Origin of the sequence: Rheinheimera mesophila (genome assembly GCF_000986865.1) — a bacterium.
In the GTDB taxonomy this organism is placed as follows: domain Bacteria; phylum Pseudomonadota; class Gammaproteobacteria; order Enterobacterales; family Alteromonadaceae; genus Pararheinheimera; species Pararheinheimera mesophila.
The window spans coordinates 23455-40727 of sequence record NZ_LAVS01000009.1 but is presented as its reverse complement, the minus strand read 5'-3'; the positions used below and the strand labels follow the sequence as shown (position 1 = coordinate 40727).

At 47.8% G+C, this 17273-nt stretch carries 15 protein-coding genes; 10 read left to right on the top strand and 5 right to left on the bottom strand.

What is annotated here, in order from left to right:
* Positions 1 to 60: 60 nt before the first annotated feature.
* The 3 genes from SD53_RS05440 to asnB all read right to left on the bottom strand — a co-directional run bounded on the left by SD53_RS05440 (position 61) and on the right by asnB (position 4184).
* Positions 61 to 309, bottom strand: coding sequence for a VF530 family protein (locus SD53_RS05440; protein ID WP_046519215.1), 249 nt, complete (start codon positions 307 to 309; stop codon positions 61 to 63).
* Positions 272 to 2290: a hypothetical protein gene (locus SD53_RS18765; protein ID WP_068226342.1), complete on the bottom strand. Its 2019-nt coding sequence runs from the start codon at positions 2288 to 2290 to the stop codon at positions 272 to 274. The genes SD53_RS05440 and SD53_RS18765 overlap by 38 nt, the downstream gene beginning before the upstream one ends.
* Positions 2291 to 2519: 229 nt before the next feature.
* Positions 2520 to 4184 (bottom strand): asparagine synthase B, encoded by a 1665-nt coding sequence (gene asnB / locus SD53_RS05430; protein ID WP_046519214.1) that lies wholly within the window; start codon positions 4182 to 4184, stop codon positions 2520 to 2522.
* Between the two features lie 253 nt (positions 4185 to 4437).
* Between asnB and SD53_RS05425 the strand changes: the two genes are divergently transcribed.
* The 4 genes from SD53_RS05425 (at position 4438) to SD53_RS05410 (ending at position 8183) form a co-directional block, all read left to right on the top strand.
* Positions 4438 to 5319 (top strand): DUF3025 domain-containing protein, encoded by an 882-nt coding sequence (locus SD53_RS05425; protein WP_046519213.1) that lies wholly within the window; start codon positions 4438 to 4440, stop codon positions 5317 to 5319.
* Complete coding sequence (locus SD53_RS05420; protein WP_046519212.1) at positions 5294 to 6094, top strand: ATP-binding cassette domain-containing protein; 801 nt, start codon at positions 5294 to 5296, stop codon at positions 6092 to 6094. Before SD53_RS05425 ends, SD53_RS05420 begins: the two co-directional genes overlap by 26 nt.
* Positions 6095 to 7297, top strand: coding sequence for an ABC transporter permease (locus SD53_RS05415; RefSeq protein ID WP_046519211.1), 1203 nt, complete (start codon positions 6095 to 6097; stop codon positions 7295 to 7297). It begins immediately after the preceding gene.
* A 121-nt stretch (positions 7298 to 7418) separates the two neighbouring features.
* Positions 7419 to 8183, top strand: coding sequence for an NUDIX domain-containing protein (locus SD53_RS05410; protein WP_046519210.1), 765 nt, complete (start codon positions 7419 to 7421; stop codon positions 8181 to 8183).
* Between the two features lie 179 nt (positions 8184 to 8362).
* On the opposite strand, the gene SD53_RS05405 is transcribed toward SD53_RS05410, so the two are convergent.
* Entirely contained in the window at positions 8363 to 8761 is a 399-nt protein-coding gene (locus SD53_RS05405; protein ID WP_046519209.1) for a hypothetical protein, read from the bottom strand.
* 212 nt (positions 8762 to 8973) lie between these two features.
* Here SD53_RS05405 and SD53_RS17945 point away from each other — a divergent pair, with 212 nt between their 5' ends.
* The 3 genes from SD53_RS17945 to SD53_RS05390 all read left to right on the top strand — a co-directional run bounded on the left by SD53_RS17945 (position 8974) and on the right by SD53_RS05390 (position 12663).
* Positions 8974 to 9525 carry an NAD(P)H-dependent oxidoreductase gene (locus SD53_RS17945; protein ID WP_082101783.1) on the top strand — a complete coding sequence of 184 codons (552 nt, stop codon included), beginning with the start codon at positions 8974 to 8976 and terminating at the stop codon, positions 9523 to 9525.
* Positions 9515 to 11332, top strand: coding sequence for a monovalent cation:proton antiporter-2 (CPA2) family protein (locus tag SD53_RS05395; protein ID WP_046519208.1), 1818 nt, complete (start codon positions 9515 to 9517; stop codon positions 11330 to 11332). The genes SD53_RS17945 and SD53_RS05395 overlap by 11 nt, the downstream gene beginning before the upstream one ends.
* A gap of 209 nt (positions 11333 to 11541) precedes the next feature.
* Positions 11542 to 12663 (top strand): GGDEF domain-containing protein, encoded by a 1122-nt coding sequence (locus tag SD53_RS05390; RefSeq protein ID WP_046519207.1) that lies wholly within the window; start codon positions 11542 to 11544, stop codon positions 12661 to 12663.
* A 51-nt stretch (positions 12664 to 12714) separates the two neighbouring features.
* Here the strand turns inward: SD53_RS05390 and rimO are convergent, their stop codons facing one another.
* Positions 12715 to 14115 carry a 30S ribosomal protein S12 methylthiotransferase RimO gene (rimO, locus tag SD53_RS05385; protein WP_046519206.1) on the bottom strand — a complete coding sequence of 467 codons (1401 nt, stop codon included), beginning with the start codon at positions 14113 to 14115 and terminating at the stop codon, positions 12715 to 12717.
* A gap of 247 nt (positions 14116 to 14362) precedes the next feature.
* Between rimO and ahr the strand changes: the two genes are divergently transcribed.
* From ahr to SD53_RS05370, 3 genes are all read left to right on the top strand, one after another.
* Positions 14363 to 15364, top strand: coding sequence for an NADPH-dependent aldehyde reductase Ahr (ahr, locus tag SD53_RS05380; RefSeq protein ID WP_046519205.1), 1002 nt, complete (start codon positions 14363 to 14365; stop codon positions 15362 to 15364).
* Between the two features lie 136 nt (positions 15365 to 15500).
* Complete coding sequence (locus SD53_RS05375) at positions 15501 to 16838, top strand: DUF2252 family protein (protein WP_046519204.1); 1338 nt, start codon at positions 15501 to 15503, stop codon at positions 16836 to 16838.
* A gap of 160 nt (positions 16839 to 16998) precedes the next feature.
* Positions 16999 to 17232, top strand: coding sequence for a FeoA family protein (locus tag SD53_RS05370; RefSeq protein ID WP_206539899.1), 234 nt, complete (start codon positions 16999 to 17001; stop codon positions 17230 to 17232).
* Positions 17233 to 17273: the final 41 nt, after the last annotated feature.

Sequence of the window (17273 nt, the reverse complement as noted above, 5' to 3'; positions counted from 1 at the left end):
AAGCCCGCTGCAGACAGACCAGCGGGCTTTTATTGAGCAGCTTTTGCTGACTCAGACAGTTTACCTTGTTTGATACAACTTCAGTTTGATAAACAACTCTTCAACCTGAGTTCTGGCCCAGGGCGTTTTACGTAAAAAGGTCAGGCTGGATTTAATGCTGGGGTTGTTGCTGAAGCATTTCAACGGTATTTGCTTAGCCAATGCCTCAAAGCCACCGTAGTACTGAACTAGCAGTTCCAGAATTTGCTGCAAAGTAAAGCCATGCAGCGGGTTATTTTGTTGTGGGTTGGGCTGGTGTTGGATTGCCATAAGGACTTTGCTCTGTAGTCGCTAAAGGCCGGAACTGGCCATGGTAGTTTTCATCGTCTGTGCCTATCATCAGGGCAACGCCGGGAAGCAGCGGGCTTGGACTGGCCAGGGCTTCTACTTTAAAGCCGTCAATTTGCCACAGCACAGGGCGTTCCGCCATTAAGCTCAGCGGTTGTTTGGCGGTAGCTTTTACCAAAGCCAGCGGATAGACAGCACTGGCGAAAGGGCCATTGTCAGAGCTATCCTGCACAGCGCTGGCCCACAGCACATCAGCTTCCAGATGTAAATCGGCGATCACTCTGTTGTAGCTGCGGTTTGTCCTATTGGTGGGGCCTGTTACCTGAATTTTCTGACTATTCCACTGAATACTGGCCGCGGCTATATCCAGTTCGCCCCACTGTAAAAATCCGGCTTGGGTGGCAGAGCCTCGCTCGCCTAAAATCACCAGATAACGGTTCACATCTTTTTTCGCACAGGCCAGTCCTTCGAAGTTGTCGCCATCCTGCTGTGGGCTGCTGTCGCGCTCGACCGGTAATTCGAAGGTATTGAGTACCTGCGCATAGGTCGGGAATACTTTGATATGAAATAAGCGACCAAAAGCGCCTTGCCATGTACCGCTTTCTGCCATTAAAAACTCGCCGTTTTGCTCCGGCAAAGCACAGACAGCCTCTAAATCGTTTGACGCCTGACCGGCAGGCCAGTTAGTCACAAACAAGCTCTGAGCGGTCAGTTGTTGACCCTGATTCAACTGAATTAAAGTCAGTCTGTCGCCCTGACGCTGAATTTTTTTATCCTGCACCGCCAGATAGTGGCTCTGATCCAAAGCCGCTAAGCCGCTGATGGCAGGTAAGGCGGTTTGGGTTTTTGGCCGGTACGGCGTGTACCAACGGGGATCAACTGGCATGTTAAACAGCAGCGGTGACATACGTTTAAATTTGTCGGTATGAGTACCACACTGAATATTATCAGTGTAATGCTGTTTCCACGGATCGTTGATTAAATACACAGTGCCGTTATGAATAGTCACAGCTTCCAATGCAGTTTGCACTAATTTGTCATAGGCAGGGCAGAGACCACTGTCGTCTGTGCTGACATAAAAACTCAGCTTTTGCACAAAAGGCGGAATACGATTGGTTAAATCAAACACCCATAATTCATCGTCGTTACGCGCCACTGCCACTAAATAACCAGGGTGACCTAAAATCGGGCTGGGTAAAAACTCAATGCCATTAATAGGATGATCGTTGTCATCCAGCATTGGCAAAGTCAGGTTGGCGTCAATCACTTTGACAAAGTTGTCGCGCAACCAAAAGTCCTGGGTCAGGCGGGTTTTAAATAATCTGGGTTTGTTGGCAATATCCTGCTCCAGTGCCAGATATAAATTCTGGTGATCATCCACAGCCAAACCTTCGACGCCGTCATTCGGGAAATTACCTACTTTAGCTTCCAGCGGAAACTGCACAGGCCGTACCGCTACAATTTCGGCGCGGGTGAGGGCGCTGTCGACCTGAATTTTTAGCAGCAGAGTCGGGTAGGTTGTTGAATTTGATTGACTAAACTTCTTTGCACAGTCTTGACTGAGCTGATAGCTCGATGCATCTTCAGTGACCGTAATTAAGGTGGTGTCGTCCAGCCTGTCCCAGGTTAAGGCTTCTAAATCTGGCTTATCGGCCAAATAGGCATAAAAACAGCTATTTTTTAAGCTGTCCGCTACTGTAATTTGGATCGGCTGAGTAATAGCCGAGGCCGTATTGGGGTCGATACGGAACAGCTTCATCCTGGTGCTGTCATCAGCGCTTTGATCGCCAACAACTACCAGTTCACCTTTACGGTAAGTGACGCCAGAGGTTTGTGGGTCCAGTAAGGTTTGTTTTTCTAAGTCGGTCAGCCATTGACCTGTCAGAGCCGTTTCTGCATTCAGATCCCCACTGATGCTTGCCAGCAGCACTACAGTGAACAGGGATGTGGATAAATTGATCACAGTCTTCGATCCATTATTCAGGGCATATTCAGATGGCGCCTAACATACGATCTACCGGGCTATTTCGCCAGCGAAACCCGATAAAAACACATTATTCGCTGAAAAAAAATACAATCCATTGAGGAATAGCAGAGGATGAAAATAAAAGCCACAGAAGGGAATTACCAATCTGTGACTATTCTCTGTATCAAGTCCTCACCTGACTGACTGCATCAGATGAGAGCTCCTATTAATAGGCTTGTTCGTGAACATCCCGCACAGCCCGCCCAGACGGATCTGTCATTTGTGCCATTTTCGCATCCCAGGCCAAAGCTTCAGGCGTAGAGCAAGCCACTGACTTACCGCCCGGTACACAGGAAATTGCGCCTGGGTGTGGGAAGTGCTCTTCAAAAATAACACGGTAGAAGTAGGCTTCTTTGCTGTCCGGTGTATTGACCGGGAAGCGGAAAGCCGCTGTGGCCATTTGCTGATCCGTCACTTCTTTTTCGGCATGCGCTTTTAAGCTGTCAATCCAGCTATAGCCTACGCCGTCTGAGAATTGCTCTTTTTGACGCCATAAAATTTCGTGCGGTAACACCCCATCAAAGGCCTGACGCAAAATGTGTTTTTCCATTTTGCCTTTACCACACATTTTGGCTTCAGGATTTAACCGCATCGCCACATCCATAAACTGCTTGTCGAGGAACGGTACACGGGCTTCAATACCCCAGGCCGACATAGCTTTGTTGGCGCGGTTGCAGTCGAACATATGCAAGCGGTCCAGCTTACGTAAGGTCTCTTCGTGGAATTCTTTGGCGTTTGGCGCTTTGTGGAAATACAAATAACCACCAAAAATTTCATCTGAGCCCTCGCCCGACAACACCATTTTAATACCCATGGCTTTGATTTTACGCGCCATTAAGTACATAGGGGTGGAGGCACGAATCGTGGTCACGTCGTAAGTTTCAAGGAAATAAATCACATCACGCAGCGAATCTAAACCCTCCTGCACGGTGAACAGTACTTCGTGGTGCACTGTGCCTATGCTGTCTGCTACTTTACGGGCCGCCGCTAAGTCAGGTGAACCTTTTAAACCCACAGCAAAAGAGTGCAGGCGAGGCCACCAGGCCTCGGACTGGCCATCATCTTCGACACGATTGCGGGCAAACTGCTGGGTAATAGCAGAAATCAGTGAGGAGTCCAGACCGCCGGATAACAACACACCATAAGGCACGTCGGACATTAAATGGCTTTTTACACTGTTCTCAAGCGCAGTGCGCAATTCACCTAATTCAGCCGGGTTGTCTTTGACGGCATCAAAACTTTGCCAGTCGCGCTGATAATACTTCACCAGTTTGCCTACTTTGCTGTCAAAATAATGGCCTGGCGGGAATTCCTGCATTTGTTTACAGACAGGCACCAGAGCCTTTAATTCTGAAGCCACATAGAGCTGACCATGTTCGTCGTAACCGTAATACAGCGGAATAATACCGATATGGTCACGGGCTATCAGGTAACGGTTTTGTTCTGCGTCATACAAAATAAAAGCAAACATGCCCTGTAGCTGGTCAACAAAATCAGCACCGTGCTGTAAATACAAAGGCAAGATCACTTCACAGTCCGACTTGGTCTGGAAGCTGTAGTCGACTGTTAAATTTTTCTCTAAATTTTTGTGATTATAAATCTCACCATTCACTGCCAGAATGTGATTTCGATTTGGATTAATCAGGGGCTGGGCGCCATTTTCAGTATCTACGATAGCCAGACGTTCATGCACTAAAATGGCATGGTCGTTGTTCCATACGCCTGACCAGTCTGGTCCACGGTGGCGTAATAATTTAGATAACTGTAGCGCCTGCTGGCGCAAGGCTTTAACATCAGTCTTGATGTCAAGCACCCCAAATATCGAACACATGATGAGTAACCTCTAAAATTAATGAATCCAGATCATTGCCCTAAGTAGTTGGCGTTGCAGCGCGGTGACAAGCGAACGCAGGCAACAAAGCTGCGGCGTCAAATACCAAGGGCAAAACATTTTGGCAGTATGTACGTCTAAACGTACCCCTTGAATTTGCCAGCTTGCAGGAAAATTGCAAGAGGTTTTTCGCGCTTTTCACAGGTAATTGACAAAGTATGGTTTCAGTACAACACACGGTTTTTTCTTATCCATGCAACAAAACAGCATAAATTCCAGATTCATAGCGCCGACTGAATGGCAACCCGGTTTGTTCGCAGAGCCCGGATTCTTTAGCGCTTTAGCCGCTATATTCCCTTTAGCCCAGCAAGCAGATTTTCCGTCTCCTCAGCTTTTAACTGAATGGTTACATCAACATACTGCACTACAAGACTGGAGCTTTGTCGATAGCACAAAGCTTGACCAGGATGGCCGTTATTACGAAGACTTTATTTATCAAAGCCAGCAAATTCCGCTGCGTTTGAATAGCTGGCATGACTTATTTGGCGCGTTGATCTGGTGTTTGTTTCCCAACAGTAAGCAGTTAATGAACCAGTTGCATGTGGCGCAGATTCAGCAATTTGGCAGTAAGGAACGCACTAAGCTACGACATAAACTGACCTTGCTCGATGAGTGTGGGGTGATTCTTTGCATCAGGCCTTCGCAAGGTTTTTTGCTGGATTTATTGCGTGGCCACCAATGGCTTGATGCTTTTTATCAGCACAAAGAATGGTGGGCCGGATTAAACCCGATGATCTTTGGTCATGCGAACTATGAAATGGCCACCCGGCCTTTTATTGGTTTAACCGGCAAGCTCTGGTGCATTGAAGTGCCGGAACAGACAGAGTTGCCACAGGGGGTAAAAGGTTACAATTTTGTTGATGAATTATTGGTGAAACAGCTTGTGCAGCCGGAACTGCTGCTTGATACTCAACAGCTTAGTCCGTTACCTTTGTTAGGAGTTCCGGGCTGGTACAAAGGGCAGGAACAGGCGTTTTACGCCGATACCAGCTATTTCAGACCCAAACGACAAAAAGCTGAATCATCAGAGCAACAGCAGGGAATAAAGCATGATAAAAATACAAGCTCTGGCTAAATCTTTTGCCATCAGTCGTGGCCAAAAGTTGTCAGACAGTGAAAAACAAGATGTGCGCTACAGCAAAGAAGCTTTTCATTCGGTCCGCAATGTCAGTTTTGATTGTGGTTCTGGCGAAGTATTAGGTTTGTTGGGGCCTAACGGCGCTGGTAAAACCACTACTTTGCGTATTTTGTCCACGGCATTACAACCGGATTCAGGTTCAGTGCTGATTGAAGGTGTGGACGTATTAACTCAGCCTGTGCTGGCACGGAAAAAAATCGGTTTTTTATCCAGCAGCACTGGTTTATATGGCCGTTTAACTGCTTATGAAAACGTCGCGTATTTTGCCCGTTTGCATGGGATGAGCGAAACTGCCCTCAAACAGCGTATCGATGAGCTCTTTACTCTGCTGAATATGCATGACTTTGCCAACCGCAAAGCCGACGCTATGTCCAGCGGTATGAAACAAAAAACCGCGATAGCCCGCGCCGTAGTGCATTCGCCTAAAGTGGTGATCCTGGATGAACCCACTACAGGGCTGGATATTATGACCACCCAGACAGTGCTGGACTTTATCCGCTCGTTAAAACAGCAGGGTACCCCTGTGATTTTTTCTACCCACCATTTAGATGAAGTCGCGTCATTATGTGATCGTGTGGTGGTGATTGATAAAGGCATCAGCGCATTTTCTGACAGCTTTGATGTGTTTAAATCCTTAAGTGCAGACGGTGATTTACGCCAGGCATTTATGAACGTGATTAACCCGGCTGGACAGAACAAGGAGTACAACTAAATGTGGCAAGTCTATCTGAAGGAACTGACGGAACTTCTGCGCGATAAAAAAACCATGTTTTTTGTTATTTTACTGCCGATCCTGGTGTTCCCTGTGCTCTTTGGCATTATGGGGCTGGTGGTTGCGAATGTGGCAAAAAATGCGGAGGCAGAAGAGCATCGTTATGTGATTATCAACGCCGATAAAGCGCCAGAGCTGGCAGAGGCGTTGTTTTATCACAAAAACTTTAAAAAGGTGGAGTCTGATCTGACCGAACCCGAAGCACTGAAACAGGCTATCCGCGAAGATAAGTTTGATCTGGCTATTATTATTGCCGAAGATTTTAGCGCAGAAGTGACAAATCTTACGCAAAGCCAATGGACAGTGATTTACAACATGTCATCGCAGCTTGATATGATTGATAAATATTTCAATGAGTTGCTACGGGATTACAGCAAAAAATTGCAACTGGCCAAACTCGACAGCTTAGGTGTCAGCTCGGATAAAGTGGATGCTTTGTTGCAACCTGTGAAGCTGGAAAAAGTGAACACTGCCGAAAGCCGCGAAAATTTGGGTGAAAAAATCGGTGGTTTTGTCGCTTATATCCTGATCCCCTTGTGTTTAATCGGTTGTTCTTACCCTGCAGTGGACATAGGCGCAGGCGAAAAAGAGCGGGGTACTTTAGAAACCTTATTAATATGCCCGATCAGCAGAACTGCTATTGTGTTAGGTAAGTTTCTGACCGTATTGACCACAGGTTTGGCCTCGGCTCTGATTACCGTCACCAGTTTTGGTGGCTGGGGATATGTGATCGGTTCTTTGATGGGAGTGGATATTGTTGCTAAAACCATGTCAACTTTAGGGGTGGCCGATCTGTTACTGATCCTGATGATGCTGTTGCCCTTGTCCGCCATCTTTGCCGCTTTATTACTGTCCTTGTCTATTTATGCCCGCAGCTTTAAAGAAGCGCAAAACTATATAGGCCCTTTGAGTATGGTGGTGTTTATGCCGCTTATTGTGGCTTTAATGCCGGGCGTAGAACTGACCTGGGCTATGGCCATGTTGCCTATTGCCAATGTTGCCTTGGCGATTAAAGAGCTGATTAAAGGCACTATGGATATCGGCATGTTGCTGGTGATTTTTGGTTCAACAGTGGTGATAGCAGGCGCTATGCTGGCCTTTTGTGTCAGCTGGTTCCAGAAAGAAAAAGTATTGTTCAGATAACGGAATTTCGTCTGGGGCAGGCGGCAGGTGGTGCACCCGCCTTCAGTCTGTCTGATTAAATGTGGGGCGTCCTTTATCGGCGCCCATGTTGTTTCTAAACCTATGCAGAGTGTTTTTTCAAATGAAGTTATTTGATGCACTGGTCAATCCCTACAACGGCTGTTACATAGGGCCACAGCAATTACCTGATACTGTCGCTGAATTTGCCGGCCGATTAGCGGCCTCTGTCGAGGCCTGGCAGCAGCATTATGCTTTAGTCTGGCTGGAGTTACCCTCATCCCGGGCTGAGCTGATTGCAGTGGCTGTAGAGCTGGGTTTTGCTTTTCATCATTGTTTCCCGGACAAATTAATGCTCTGTAAAAAACTGCAGGCTGACAGCTATTTACCTTCAGCCGCCACTCATAGTATTGGCGTAGGCTCAGTAGTGCTTAGCGCTTCAGGTAAGGTGCTGTTAGTGCAGGAAAAACCTTTGGCAGGTCGAAGCCCGGGGTATTTTAAATTACCAGGGGGTATGGTCGATGCCAAAGAGCATCTGGCCGATGCCGCCATTCGTGAAGTGTTGGAAGAAACAGGGGTAACAACCCGTTTTGACAGCTTTTTAGGTTTACGCCATCACCACCAGGGCCAGTTCGGTGCATCGAATTTGTATATGGTGTGCCGCTTAACAGCAGAAGAAACAGAACCAAAGCCAGATCCACGCGAAATTCTGCAGGCCCGCTGGTTTGACTGTGCTGATTATCTGGCCGACCCCAACGCCAGCCCTTACAACAAGTTACTGGTACAAACGGCATTAACAGGGGCGCGGCTTTCCAGCCAGAAAGTGGCTGGCTATATGGCAAATCCGGATCAGTATGAGATTTTTCTGGGAACCACTTCGTTTACATAAATGCCGCATTGCAGCTCAACCTGTGGAAAGCTTTGGCCAACTAAAGTGGGGTAGTGGTGTTTCACGCCCAGCTGGGGAGCAACGCCCGGATTTGTCGCTGCCTGAGGATGTTTGGCGGCTTCTGCAACATATCCCCCCGCTGCAATGAAACATGGCAGGGGGATAAGGTGATCAACCCTCTACATGACCGCCTGGCCATAAAAGGTGCCGGTAGCGCAGAGGCTGACATTTTCCCAGGTGTTGTCTGAGTAGAGAATTCGCGTGACGCAGGCTGTTGCCTGAGAAAAGCCAAAGTACTCAGGGCCAGAAGAATAGCTGACACTGCACTGATTGTTGGTGCCGCAATTCCAATGGCCTTGTGGCTCTGCACTGTAACTCCACTGCACTTCAGCTACTGGTTTATCAGCCACCAAACGGAAAAATACGCCTGGTGGGGAATTGATCTGGCTGTTGCAAAAGCCTTCTGTATAGCTTTGCTGGGTTGGTGTACCACTGATCACACATTCAACATGAGCAGCATAAAGGTTATTGCTGATACTTAATGCCAGCAACGCGAGCAATACGAAGATAGATTTCATCTTGATTTTCCTTATTATGAACTAGTTCTGTTTGGACCTTAATAAGGTAAATTGATGTTCATTTTTTGTAAGCAGTATTTGTTGTGGGAACGGCGCTGCCGGCTGAGCAGAGATTTGAATAAAAAACATGCTGTAGATCAAGATTCACCTTGCTACATCAGCGGCGGTCATAAACACTGTAGTCACTGTTTTGAAAGGACTATCAACCCCTTATGATTAGCTTGTTATATGCCCATCCTTATGCTCACCATGCCAGGCTCGAGCGCATGATGCTTGATGCGGTACAACATTGGCCCGGACTTGAGCTGCGGGAGTTGTATCAGTTGTACCCGGATTTTTACATCGATGTGGCGCTGGAGCAAAAAATGTTGGTGCACAGCAACGCTATTGTTTTGCATTACCCTATGCAGTGCGGCCTGCCGCCCGCTTTGTTAGTGCAGTATCTGCATAAAGTGTTTCAGTATGGCTGGGCTTATGGCAACGATGCTGCAGAAGTTGCTGGCCGCTCACTTCAGGGCAAAAAGTTTTGGGTGGTGACTCAGGCGGTAGCACCGCATCAAGAACTGGATCCCTGCTATCAGCAAAGCATGTTTGCACCTTTGCATCAGTTGGCACTGTCCTGTGGTATGCAGTGGCAGCAGCCTTTGATGTTACCGCAACTCACAGATAGTGTGGTGGCGACTCAGGCCGTCGAATTATTCCGGCAAGGACTGGACCTGTTGTCTGCTGCGTCTGAGCAGGATCGGAGCCGTTATGCATCTTAATGTACTGACATATCTGATGATTTATCTAGCCGCTATGGTATTGGTGGTGCCTTTAGCCAAACGTTTTGGTTTAGGAGTAGTGCTGGGCTATTTATTAGCTGGTGTTGCGCTTGGGCCTGCCGGTTTTGCTGTGGCCAGCAATACAGACGACATTAAGCTGCTGGCCGAGCTGGGTGTGGTGCTGATGTTATTTACTATAGGGCTGGAGCTGGATGCCAAAAAGCTCTGGGCTATGCGCCACAGGGTATTTTTATTTGGCACTCTGCAGGTGCTGGTTTGTGCCTTAGGTATTGCTGCTGCCACATATCTGCTTGGGCTGTCTTATGCCCTGGTAGTATTTATTGGTCTGGCGCTGGCTTTATCTTCTACCGCAGTGGCTGTGCAGTTGATGAAAGATCGCAATTTAATGGGCACTCATACTGGCCAGTCAGTATTTGGTGCTTTGTTGTTGCAGGATATGGTGGCCATTCCGCTGCTGATTGGGGTCAGCTTAATTGCGCCTTCGGCCGATACCGCTGAGTTTAAAGCCTTGCCTGCTTTGGCCGCTGTAGTGGCAGTTATTTTAACCGGCCGTTATCTGATTGGTTATTTGCTGCACTGGGTGGCTCACTATGGTTCGCGTGAGTTGTTTGTAGGTTTGGCTTTATTGCTGGTGATTGGGGTGATGGAGCTGATGACTCTGGTTGGCGTCTCTGCAGGTTTAGGCGCTTTTATTGCCGGGGTGTTATTAGCCAGCTCTGAGTTTCGTCATCAATTAGAGGCCGACCTGGAGCCTTTTAAAGGCCTGTTTTTAGGGCTGTTTTTTATCACTATTGGTGCTGGCATCAATATCCAACTGCTCAGCGCTGAATGGCCATTACTGGGTATGTTGTTGCTGCTGTTTGTCGGTTTAAAACTGCTGCTGTTGTATGGTGTTGCCCGTCTGATCAAGGTTGCGCCGCCTGAGCGGCTCAGCTATGCCGTGTTACTGGGGCAAGGCAGCGAGTTTGCTTTTGTTCTGGCTGCTTTAGCTACAGCCGGAGCGCTGCTCAGTGCAACCGAAGGCGCCATGCTGAATTTATTAATTGCGTTGTCTATCGCTCTGTCCCCCTTGTTGATGAAGGTTCTGGATACCTGGTCGGCCCGTCAGCAGCATAAACCGCAGCACGATACCGATGTTGAAGCCTCTGAAAGTCCGGTAATTATTGCCGGTTTTGGCCGTTATGGCCAGATTTTGGGCCGTTTACTGTTAGCCAATGGCATAGTACCTACGGTGCTGGATCACGACTCTGACACTATTCAAACCATGACAAAATTTGGGTTTAAGGTGTATTACGGTGACGCCAGCCGGATGGACGTACTGGAGGCGGCTGGTGCTGCTCAGGCTAAAGTCCTGGTGGTTGCAGTGGATGATGTGCAGGCTATTAATGCCATAGTCAGTAATGCAAAGCAGCATTTTCCTCATCTGACGCTGATGGCCAGAGCCAAAGATGTGGCCCATATGTACCAGTTAAGGCAGTTAGGGGTCAGCCATATTGAACGTGAGTTGTTTGAAGCCTCGTTACGTCAGGGCCGGGACGTTCTCACTCAACTAGGTATGGGACACTACGAAGCCAAAGAGCTGGCCGACCGCTTCAGAGCCGCCAACTATCAACTGATTGATAAAATGCAACTGGTGCGTGAACAACAGGACGAAAAAAACTATATTCAACTACTCAGACAAAGCAGAGAAGAGCTACAACGTCAGTTGGAGCGGGAGAGCCGGGATGCACCAAAACGCTTTCAGGGCGTGTTTTTGCCTCCTGACGAGCCGCAAGACAAAAGCTAATGCGTTGATTTAGGCAACGGCATAATCTGAGGTAGGGGCTGAGGTAGGGGCCAGACCTGAAGCCTGGTCAGAGCATGTTGTTTGTACGAATGAAACACAAAGAGCTATACTGCCGATGAAATCTGAGAACGGAGTAATTAGTCATTAATTTTCATGGATTTGAACTACATTTACCGACACTGCTGCTGTTAACACTGCTGGTCAATCTGATGATCGGTTGCTATCTGGCGATGGTGTACATGTTACGTCGTCACGATCAATGTTTTTTGCTGTGGTCTGTTGCCTGTTTTGTATTTGTCGCTGGTGGATGCGCGGCTGGGATTAGAACCTATGTCGACATGCCTCTGCTCACCTATCTGCTAGCTGATGTTTTATTGCTGCTCTCTCCGGCTTTGGTCGTGGCTGGTCTGGTGTTGTTTTTACGGGGGCAGTTGAGTGCCAGAGCCAAACAGCAGGCTGCTTTATTACTGACTTTGTTCCTGCTGCCGCTGGCTATGTTGTATCAGGTCAGTAATGCGTCAACGGCGTTAACGTCTTTTAGTATTGCGGTACTGTTTATCTATGCCATAGTGCTGCTGAAAAATGCCAGGCTAACGCCGGTTTTTCCGGTTTACATACTGCAGTTATTTTTTGCAGTGCATGCATCTTTAATGGTGCTTCAGGTGATTCTCGTCTTGCCATTGATAGGAGAAGAGCACCGTACTTTTAGTTTGCCTAGTCTGCAATGGGTGTTGTTGGGGCACGTTTTGCTTACAACCAGTACAGGACTGATGTTGCCGTTACTGTCATTTTCTCTGACGGAAAATCAATTATTGCGTCTGACAGAGCTGGATGATTTGACTCAACTGCTCAACCGCCGTGAGTTTTTTAAACGCGCTAATCTTGCCTTATTACACAGCAGACGTCAGCAGCACAGTGTTGTGGTTCTGATGATTGACCTGGATCACTTCAAACAAATTAACGATCAATGGGGTCATGCGATAGGGGATCTGGCGCTGAAAAAAGTCGCTGATTTACTCAAAGTGGGCTTACGAACTTCGGATCTGATTGGGCGCTTAGGCGGGGAAGAATTTGCCGTTTTGATGCCTAACACCAGTGCCGAGCAAGCTGCGTTAATCGGTCAGCGCTTGTGTGAGCGCATTGCCCATCACGCCTGGGAAATCGAAGCCAGACCGGTCAAGCTCACTGTTAGTGTCGGCGGCGCCAGTTGTGTCGCGGCTTTACAGGATTTAAAACAACTACTGGCCGATGCCGATAACGCTTTGTATCAGGCCAAAGCACAAGGACGCAACCGTATTGTTTTTGATTCAGAGTTCGAAAAACAGACATAAAAAAACGACCATTTGGTCGTTTTTTATCTATCGAACACGCATAGAGCCTGTTTATTCAGCCAGGCTGCCCCACAAGTCATATTCGTCGGCTTCTTCGACCACTACATCCACCAGATCGCCTGGCTTTAACGAGGTTTCACCATTTAAGTACACAGCACCGTCAATTTCAGGCGCATCTGCGAAGCTGCGGCCAATTGCGCCTTCGTCGTCCACTTCATCAATTAACACTTTAATAGTACGGCCAATTTTGCTTTGTAAACGAGCGGCGCTGATACGCTGCTGAGTTTCCATAAAGCGGTGATAACGCTCTTCTTTGACTTCTTCGGCAATTTGATCCGGCAAGTCGTTGGCTTTAGCACCTTCGACCGGGCTGTATTTAAAGCAGCCAACGCGGTCAAGCTGTGCTTCTTCTAACCAGTTGAGTAATTCCTGAAACTCTTCTTCCGTCTCACCAGGGAAACCTACGATAAAGGTCGAACGAATCGTCAGTTCAGGGCAGATTTCACGCCATTTTTTGATGCGCTCCAATACACGGTCAGACTGACCAGGGCGTTTCATCAGTTTTAAAATACGTGGGCTGGCATGCTGGAATGGAATATCCAGATAAGGCAATAATTTCCCTTGCGCCATCAGTGGAATGACATCATCCACATGCGGGTATGGATAGACATAATGTAAACGCACCCAAATACCTAAATCAGACAAGGCTTCACACAACGACTGCATTGAAGTTTTGACCGGCTGGCCATTCCAGAAACCAGTGCGGTGTTTTACATCCACGCCATAAGCACTGGTGTCCTGAGAGATAATCAGCAGCTCTTTGACACCGGCTTTTTGCAAACGGGCTGCTTCGTCCAGCACTTCGCCAATAGGGCGGCTGACTAAGTCACCCCGCATAGACGGAATAATGCAGAAGGTACAACGGTGGTTGCAGCCTTCAGAAATTTTTAAGTAGGCGTAATGCTTTGGTGTTAACTTAATGCCGTGGTCCGGCACCAGTTGAATAAATGGATCGTATTTTGGCTTAGGCACAAAATCATGCACCTGCTTTAATACGTTTTCATACGCATGTGGGCCAGTGATCCCCAATACATTTGGATGTACTTCACGGATTTCATCTTCACGCGCACCTAAACAGCCGGTCACTATCACTTTGCCGTTTTCTGCCAAAGCTTCGCCTATGGTGTCTAAAGATTCCTGCACTGCGCTGTCGATAAAACCACAAGTGTTAACTATCACCAGCTCCGCATCATCATAGCTTGGAACTATTTGATAACCTTCAGTTTTTAACTGAGTCAGAATGCGCTCTGAGTCCACCAGGTTTTTTGGGCAACCTAAGCTTACAAACCCGATTTTTGCGCCTGTGCCATTGGCTTGTGCCTGTGCGGTCAGACTTTTCACTGGGGTTTCCAGTGTGGTGGTTTGTGATGGGTCAAAGGTTTCGACTGTCATGTAAATCCTGCAAAGTAAGAGGGCCGGAAAAAAAGTGCGCGGATTATACCTGAATCGATAGGAAGATACAGTCCTTGCTGTATAAAAAACGATCAATAAAGGGGCTTATCTTATTCTGTCAGCGAATACCCGCTGAAAACGGGCGAAACAGCCAGACTCATGCGGTAAACAGCACTGTAACTTTGTTGATCCTGGCTAATACTGTTGGCGTACCAGATTGCGTAAATTTCTACAGGAGAATGTTTTTATGATCAAAGCCTATGCAGCGTTAAAACCTAAGTCAGCTCTGACTGTGATTGAGTATGATCCGGGCCCGTTAGGCCGCCAGGACGTGGAAATTGATGTTGATTACTGTGGTATTTGTCACTCTGATTTATCCATGATCAACAACGAGTGGGGCATGTCAGCCTATCCGCTGGTGGCGGGGCATGAAGTTGTCGGGCGCATTGCTGCGGTAGGGGCTGACGTCAGTCATTTGCATCCAGGACAGGTGGTCGGGCTGGGCTGGCATTCGGATTATTGTCATCACTGCAGCAGTTGCGGGAGTGGCGATCATAATTTATGTGCCACAGCTCAAGGCACCATAGTGGGTCGCCACGGTGGTTTTGCTGAGAAAGTGCGGGCCAATGCGGCCAGCGTGGTGGCTCTGCCTGAAGGGATGGATGCGAAAACTGCCGGACCTTTGTTTTGTGGTGGTATTACCGTATTTAACCCGCTGGTGCAATTTGATATTAAACCCACAGATAAAGTCGCAGTGGTAGGTATAGGCGGGCTGGGCCATATAGCACTGCAGTTTTTACGGGCTTTTGGCTGTGAAGTCACGGCCTTTACGTCCAGCGACAGCAAAACGGCTGAAGCGAAGGAGTTAGGTGCCCATCATTGTATTAACTCCAGAAATGCAGACGAAATAGCCGCAGCAGCAGGACGTTTTGATTTTATTTTAACCACGGTCAACGTGAAATTAGACTGGAATCTCTACTTATCGACCCTTAAACCCAAAGGCCGGTTGCATTTCGTGGGGGCTACCCTGGAGCCGTTGGATTTGAATGTGTTTAGCCTGATCATGGCGCAGCGCTCCGTCTCCGGTTCACCTGTTGGCAGCCCGGCCACTATCAAAAAGATGCTGGAGTTTGCTGTGCAACACGACATTAAGCCTGTGGTAGAGACCTTTAAATTTGATCAAGTCAATGAAGCCATAGCGCATCTGGAAAGCGGCAAAGCACGTTATCGCATTGTGTTGGAAAGATAAAAGATTCTGAGTTGGCGAACACAAGCACAATAACAGCGTCTGTGGCTGTTGTTGTGCTTTGTTACAAAACTTCTGCCTGTTTTAAACTGTAGTGGCGTAGTATCAATCCATAACATCAGCATTTATAGAGGATTTTATGCAGAACAAGGTACGAGTCCAGCAATTACAACAGGAGTTTAAACGCACAGATGGGACAGCGCCCGGCATAGATCCTGTCCTGACCAAACATCAGAAAATGGCGCTGAACCCATTTCGGTTTTTACGCGGCAGTTCAGGGTTGTTTTACGCCGACATTAAACATTCTGTACTGAAATTGCCTGAGTCTTTAACCACACAAATCCCGCTAACAACTGTAATAGGGGATTGTCATTTATCCAATTTTGGTTTTTTTACCGAAGAAGGTTCGTCCGGTGACAGGGTGATTTTTGCTCCCAATGATTTTGACGACGCTTGTATGGGTCATGCGGTCTGGGATTGGAGCCGCTTTGCTGTGAGTATTTTATTGGCAGCCGAGTACTGTCAGGGCATGCAACAGCAGCGTTATGCCAATGACAATAAGCTGGCGCTGGATGCACTGCAGGTGGTGTCTGCCAAAGATGCTGCGCAGGCCGTACATGCTTTTCTACTGGCTTATGTTGCTCAATGTCAGGCTATTCTGGATGAACCTGAATTACGCTATTCAGTACTGGATGATTTTCCGAAAAACCATGTGCTCAAACCTGTATTGAAAAAAGCCATCAAACGCTCGGCCAAAGGTGAGGACTTTTTACGTAAAAGTACTTTAGCTAAAAGTGCTGACCTATCAGCTCGGCCGCTGCGCTTTAAGCAAGATAGTGCCAAATTCTGCCGTTTATCGCCCGAGTTGTATCAAGAGGTTGAGCTGAGTTTCCGGCCTTATGTCAGTGACGATATTTTGGATATTGTCAGCCGCCAGGGCGCTGGTACAGGTTCGCTGAATATGCAGCGTTATTATTTATTGGTGGGGCCAAAGGACATGCATGCAGAGGAAGATTTGGCTTTGTGTCATGTGGTGGAAGCTAAACAACAACGCGAGGCGGCACCTTTGTATTTTTTCCCGGATTTAAGTCCGGTTAACCGTTTAAACGCTGCCCATTTAACTGTGGATTGCCAAAGGCTAATGCAACGCCGCCCGGATTTGGTATTGGACGAACATTACTGGAATGGAGCCCATTATCTGCTGCGTTCACTGCACCACGCCAATGTGGATGTGGATCCGGAAGATGTCTGTTTTGCTGAAAAAGCGCCGGGCGACGAACTGGCCGAATATGCCGAGGCCTGTGGCCGGACTCTGGCGTTATCTCACAGCAGGGGCGACAGACGTTCGTACCGTTTTGAACAGGCTGTGGTGAGGCATTTACCCGCAGCTATCGATGAACTAGTGCAGTCTTGTATCCAGTATGCAGAGCAACAACAACGAGATTGTCAATTGTTGGCAGAGCTGCTCAGCCCCTGATAGCTGCTACGGCGGCCAGGAGGTCGCCGTCAGAACGCAAGTCATAACACCTTGCTTTGTCTCTTGTGACAACTCATCCATCTTGTCTGTCGTTGTAAACTGCGCTGACTTAAGTCACAATGCGAATACTTTGCATTAAGCTATCTTTTGGGAGCTGGAGATGATGACTTTATGGGATGTCCCAGGTGGCCAGAGTGTGATAGTGACTGCCTTAGATGCGGCACTTGATCCGTCTGTTCATAGCAGATTACGTGAGATGGGGCTGGAGCATGATCATGCTGTTCATTGTTTAAGACGTGGTCCTTTCCAGGGCACTTTGGTAGTGGCTATTGCCGATTGTGTGTATTCACTGGAACAGCAAATTGCCAAAAAAATTCAGGTGAAACCCCTGTAACTGCAGTCATTAACTGATAAGCCGCTGGTTTGCCTCGTCTT

What these genes read in the sequence shown, in the direction of transcription:
- SD53_RS05440 (WP_046519215.1), bottom strand. Translation starts at nt 309, where the DNA reads ATGGCAATCCAACACCAGCCCAACCCACAACAAAATAACCCGCTGCAT.
- asnB (WP_046519214.1), bottom strand. Translation starts at nt 4,184, where the DNA reads ATGTGTTCGATATTTGGGGTGCTTGACATCAAGACTGATGTTAAAGCC.
- SD53_RS05425 (WP_046519213.1), top strand. Translation starts at nt 4,438, where the DNA reads ATGCAACAAAACAGCATAAATTCCAGATTCATAGCGCCGACTGAATGG.
- SD53_RS05420 (WP_046519212.1), top strand. Translation starts at nt 5,294, where the DNA reads ATGATAAAAATACAAGCTCTGGCTAAATCTTTTGCCATCAGTCGTGGC.
- SD53_RS05415 (WP_046519211.1), top strand. Translation starts at nt 6,095, where the DNA reads ATGTGGCAAGTCTATCTGAAGGAACTGACGGAACTTCTGCGCGATAAA.
- SD53_RS05410 (WP_046519210.1), top strand. Translation starts at nt 7,419, where the DNA reads ATGAAGTTATTTGATGCACTGGTCAATCCCTACAACGGCTGTTACATA.
- SD53_RS05405 (WP_046519209.1), bottom strand. Translation starts at nt 8,761, where the DNA reads ATGAAATCTATCTTCGTATTGCTCGCGTTGCTGGCATTAAGTATCAGC.
- SD53_RS17945 (WP_082101783.1), top strand. Translation starts at nt 8,974, where the DNA reads ATGATTAGCTTGTTATATGCCCATCCTTATGCTCACCATGCCAGGCTC.
- SD53_RS05395 (WP_046519208.1), top strand. Translation starts at nt 9,515, where the DNA reads ATGCATCTTAATGTACTGACATATCTGATGATTTATCTAGCCGCTATG.
- SD53_RS05390 (WP_046519207.1), top strand. Translation starts at nt 11,542, where the DNA reads ATGATCGGTTGCTATCTGGCGATGGTGTACATGTTACGTCGTCACGAT.
- rimO (WP_046519206.1), bottom strand. Translation starts at nt 14,115, where the DNA reads ATGACAGTCGAAACCTTTGACCCATCACAAACCACCACACTGGAAACC.
- ahr (WP_046519205.1), top strand. Translation starts at nt 14,363, where the DNA reads ATGATCAAAGCCTATGCAGCGTTAAAACCTAAGTCAGCTCTGACTGTG.
- SD53_RS05375 (WP_046519204.1), top strand. Translation starts at nt 15,501, where the DNA reads ATGCAGAACAAGGTACGAGTCCAGCAATTACAACAGGAGTTTAAACGC.
- SD53_RS05370 (WP_206539899.1), top strand. Translation starts at nt 16,999, where the DNA reads ATGATGACTTTATGGGATGTCCCAGGTGGCCAGAGTGTGATAGTGACT.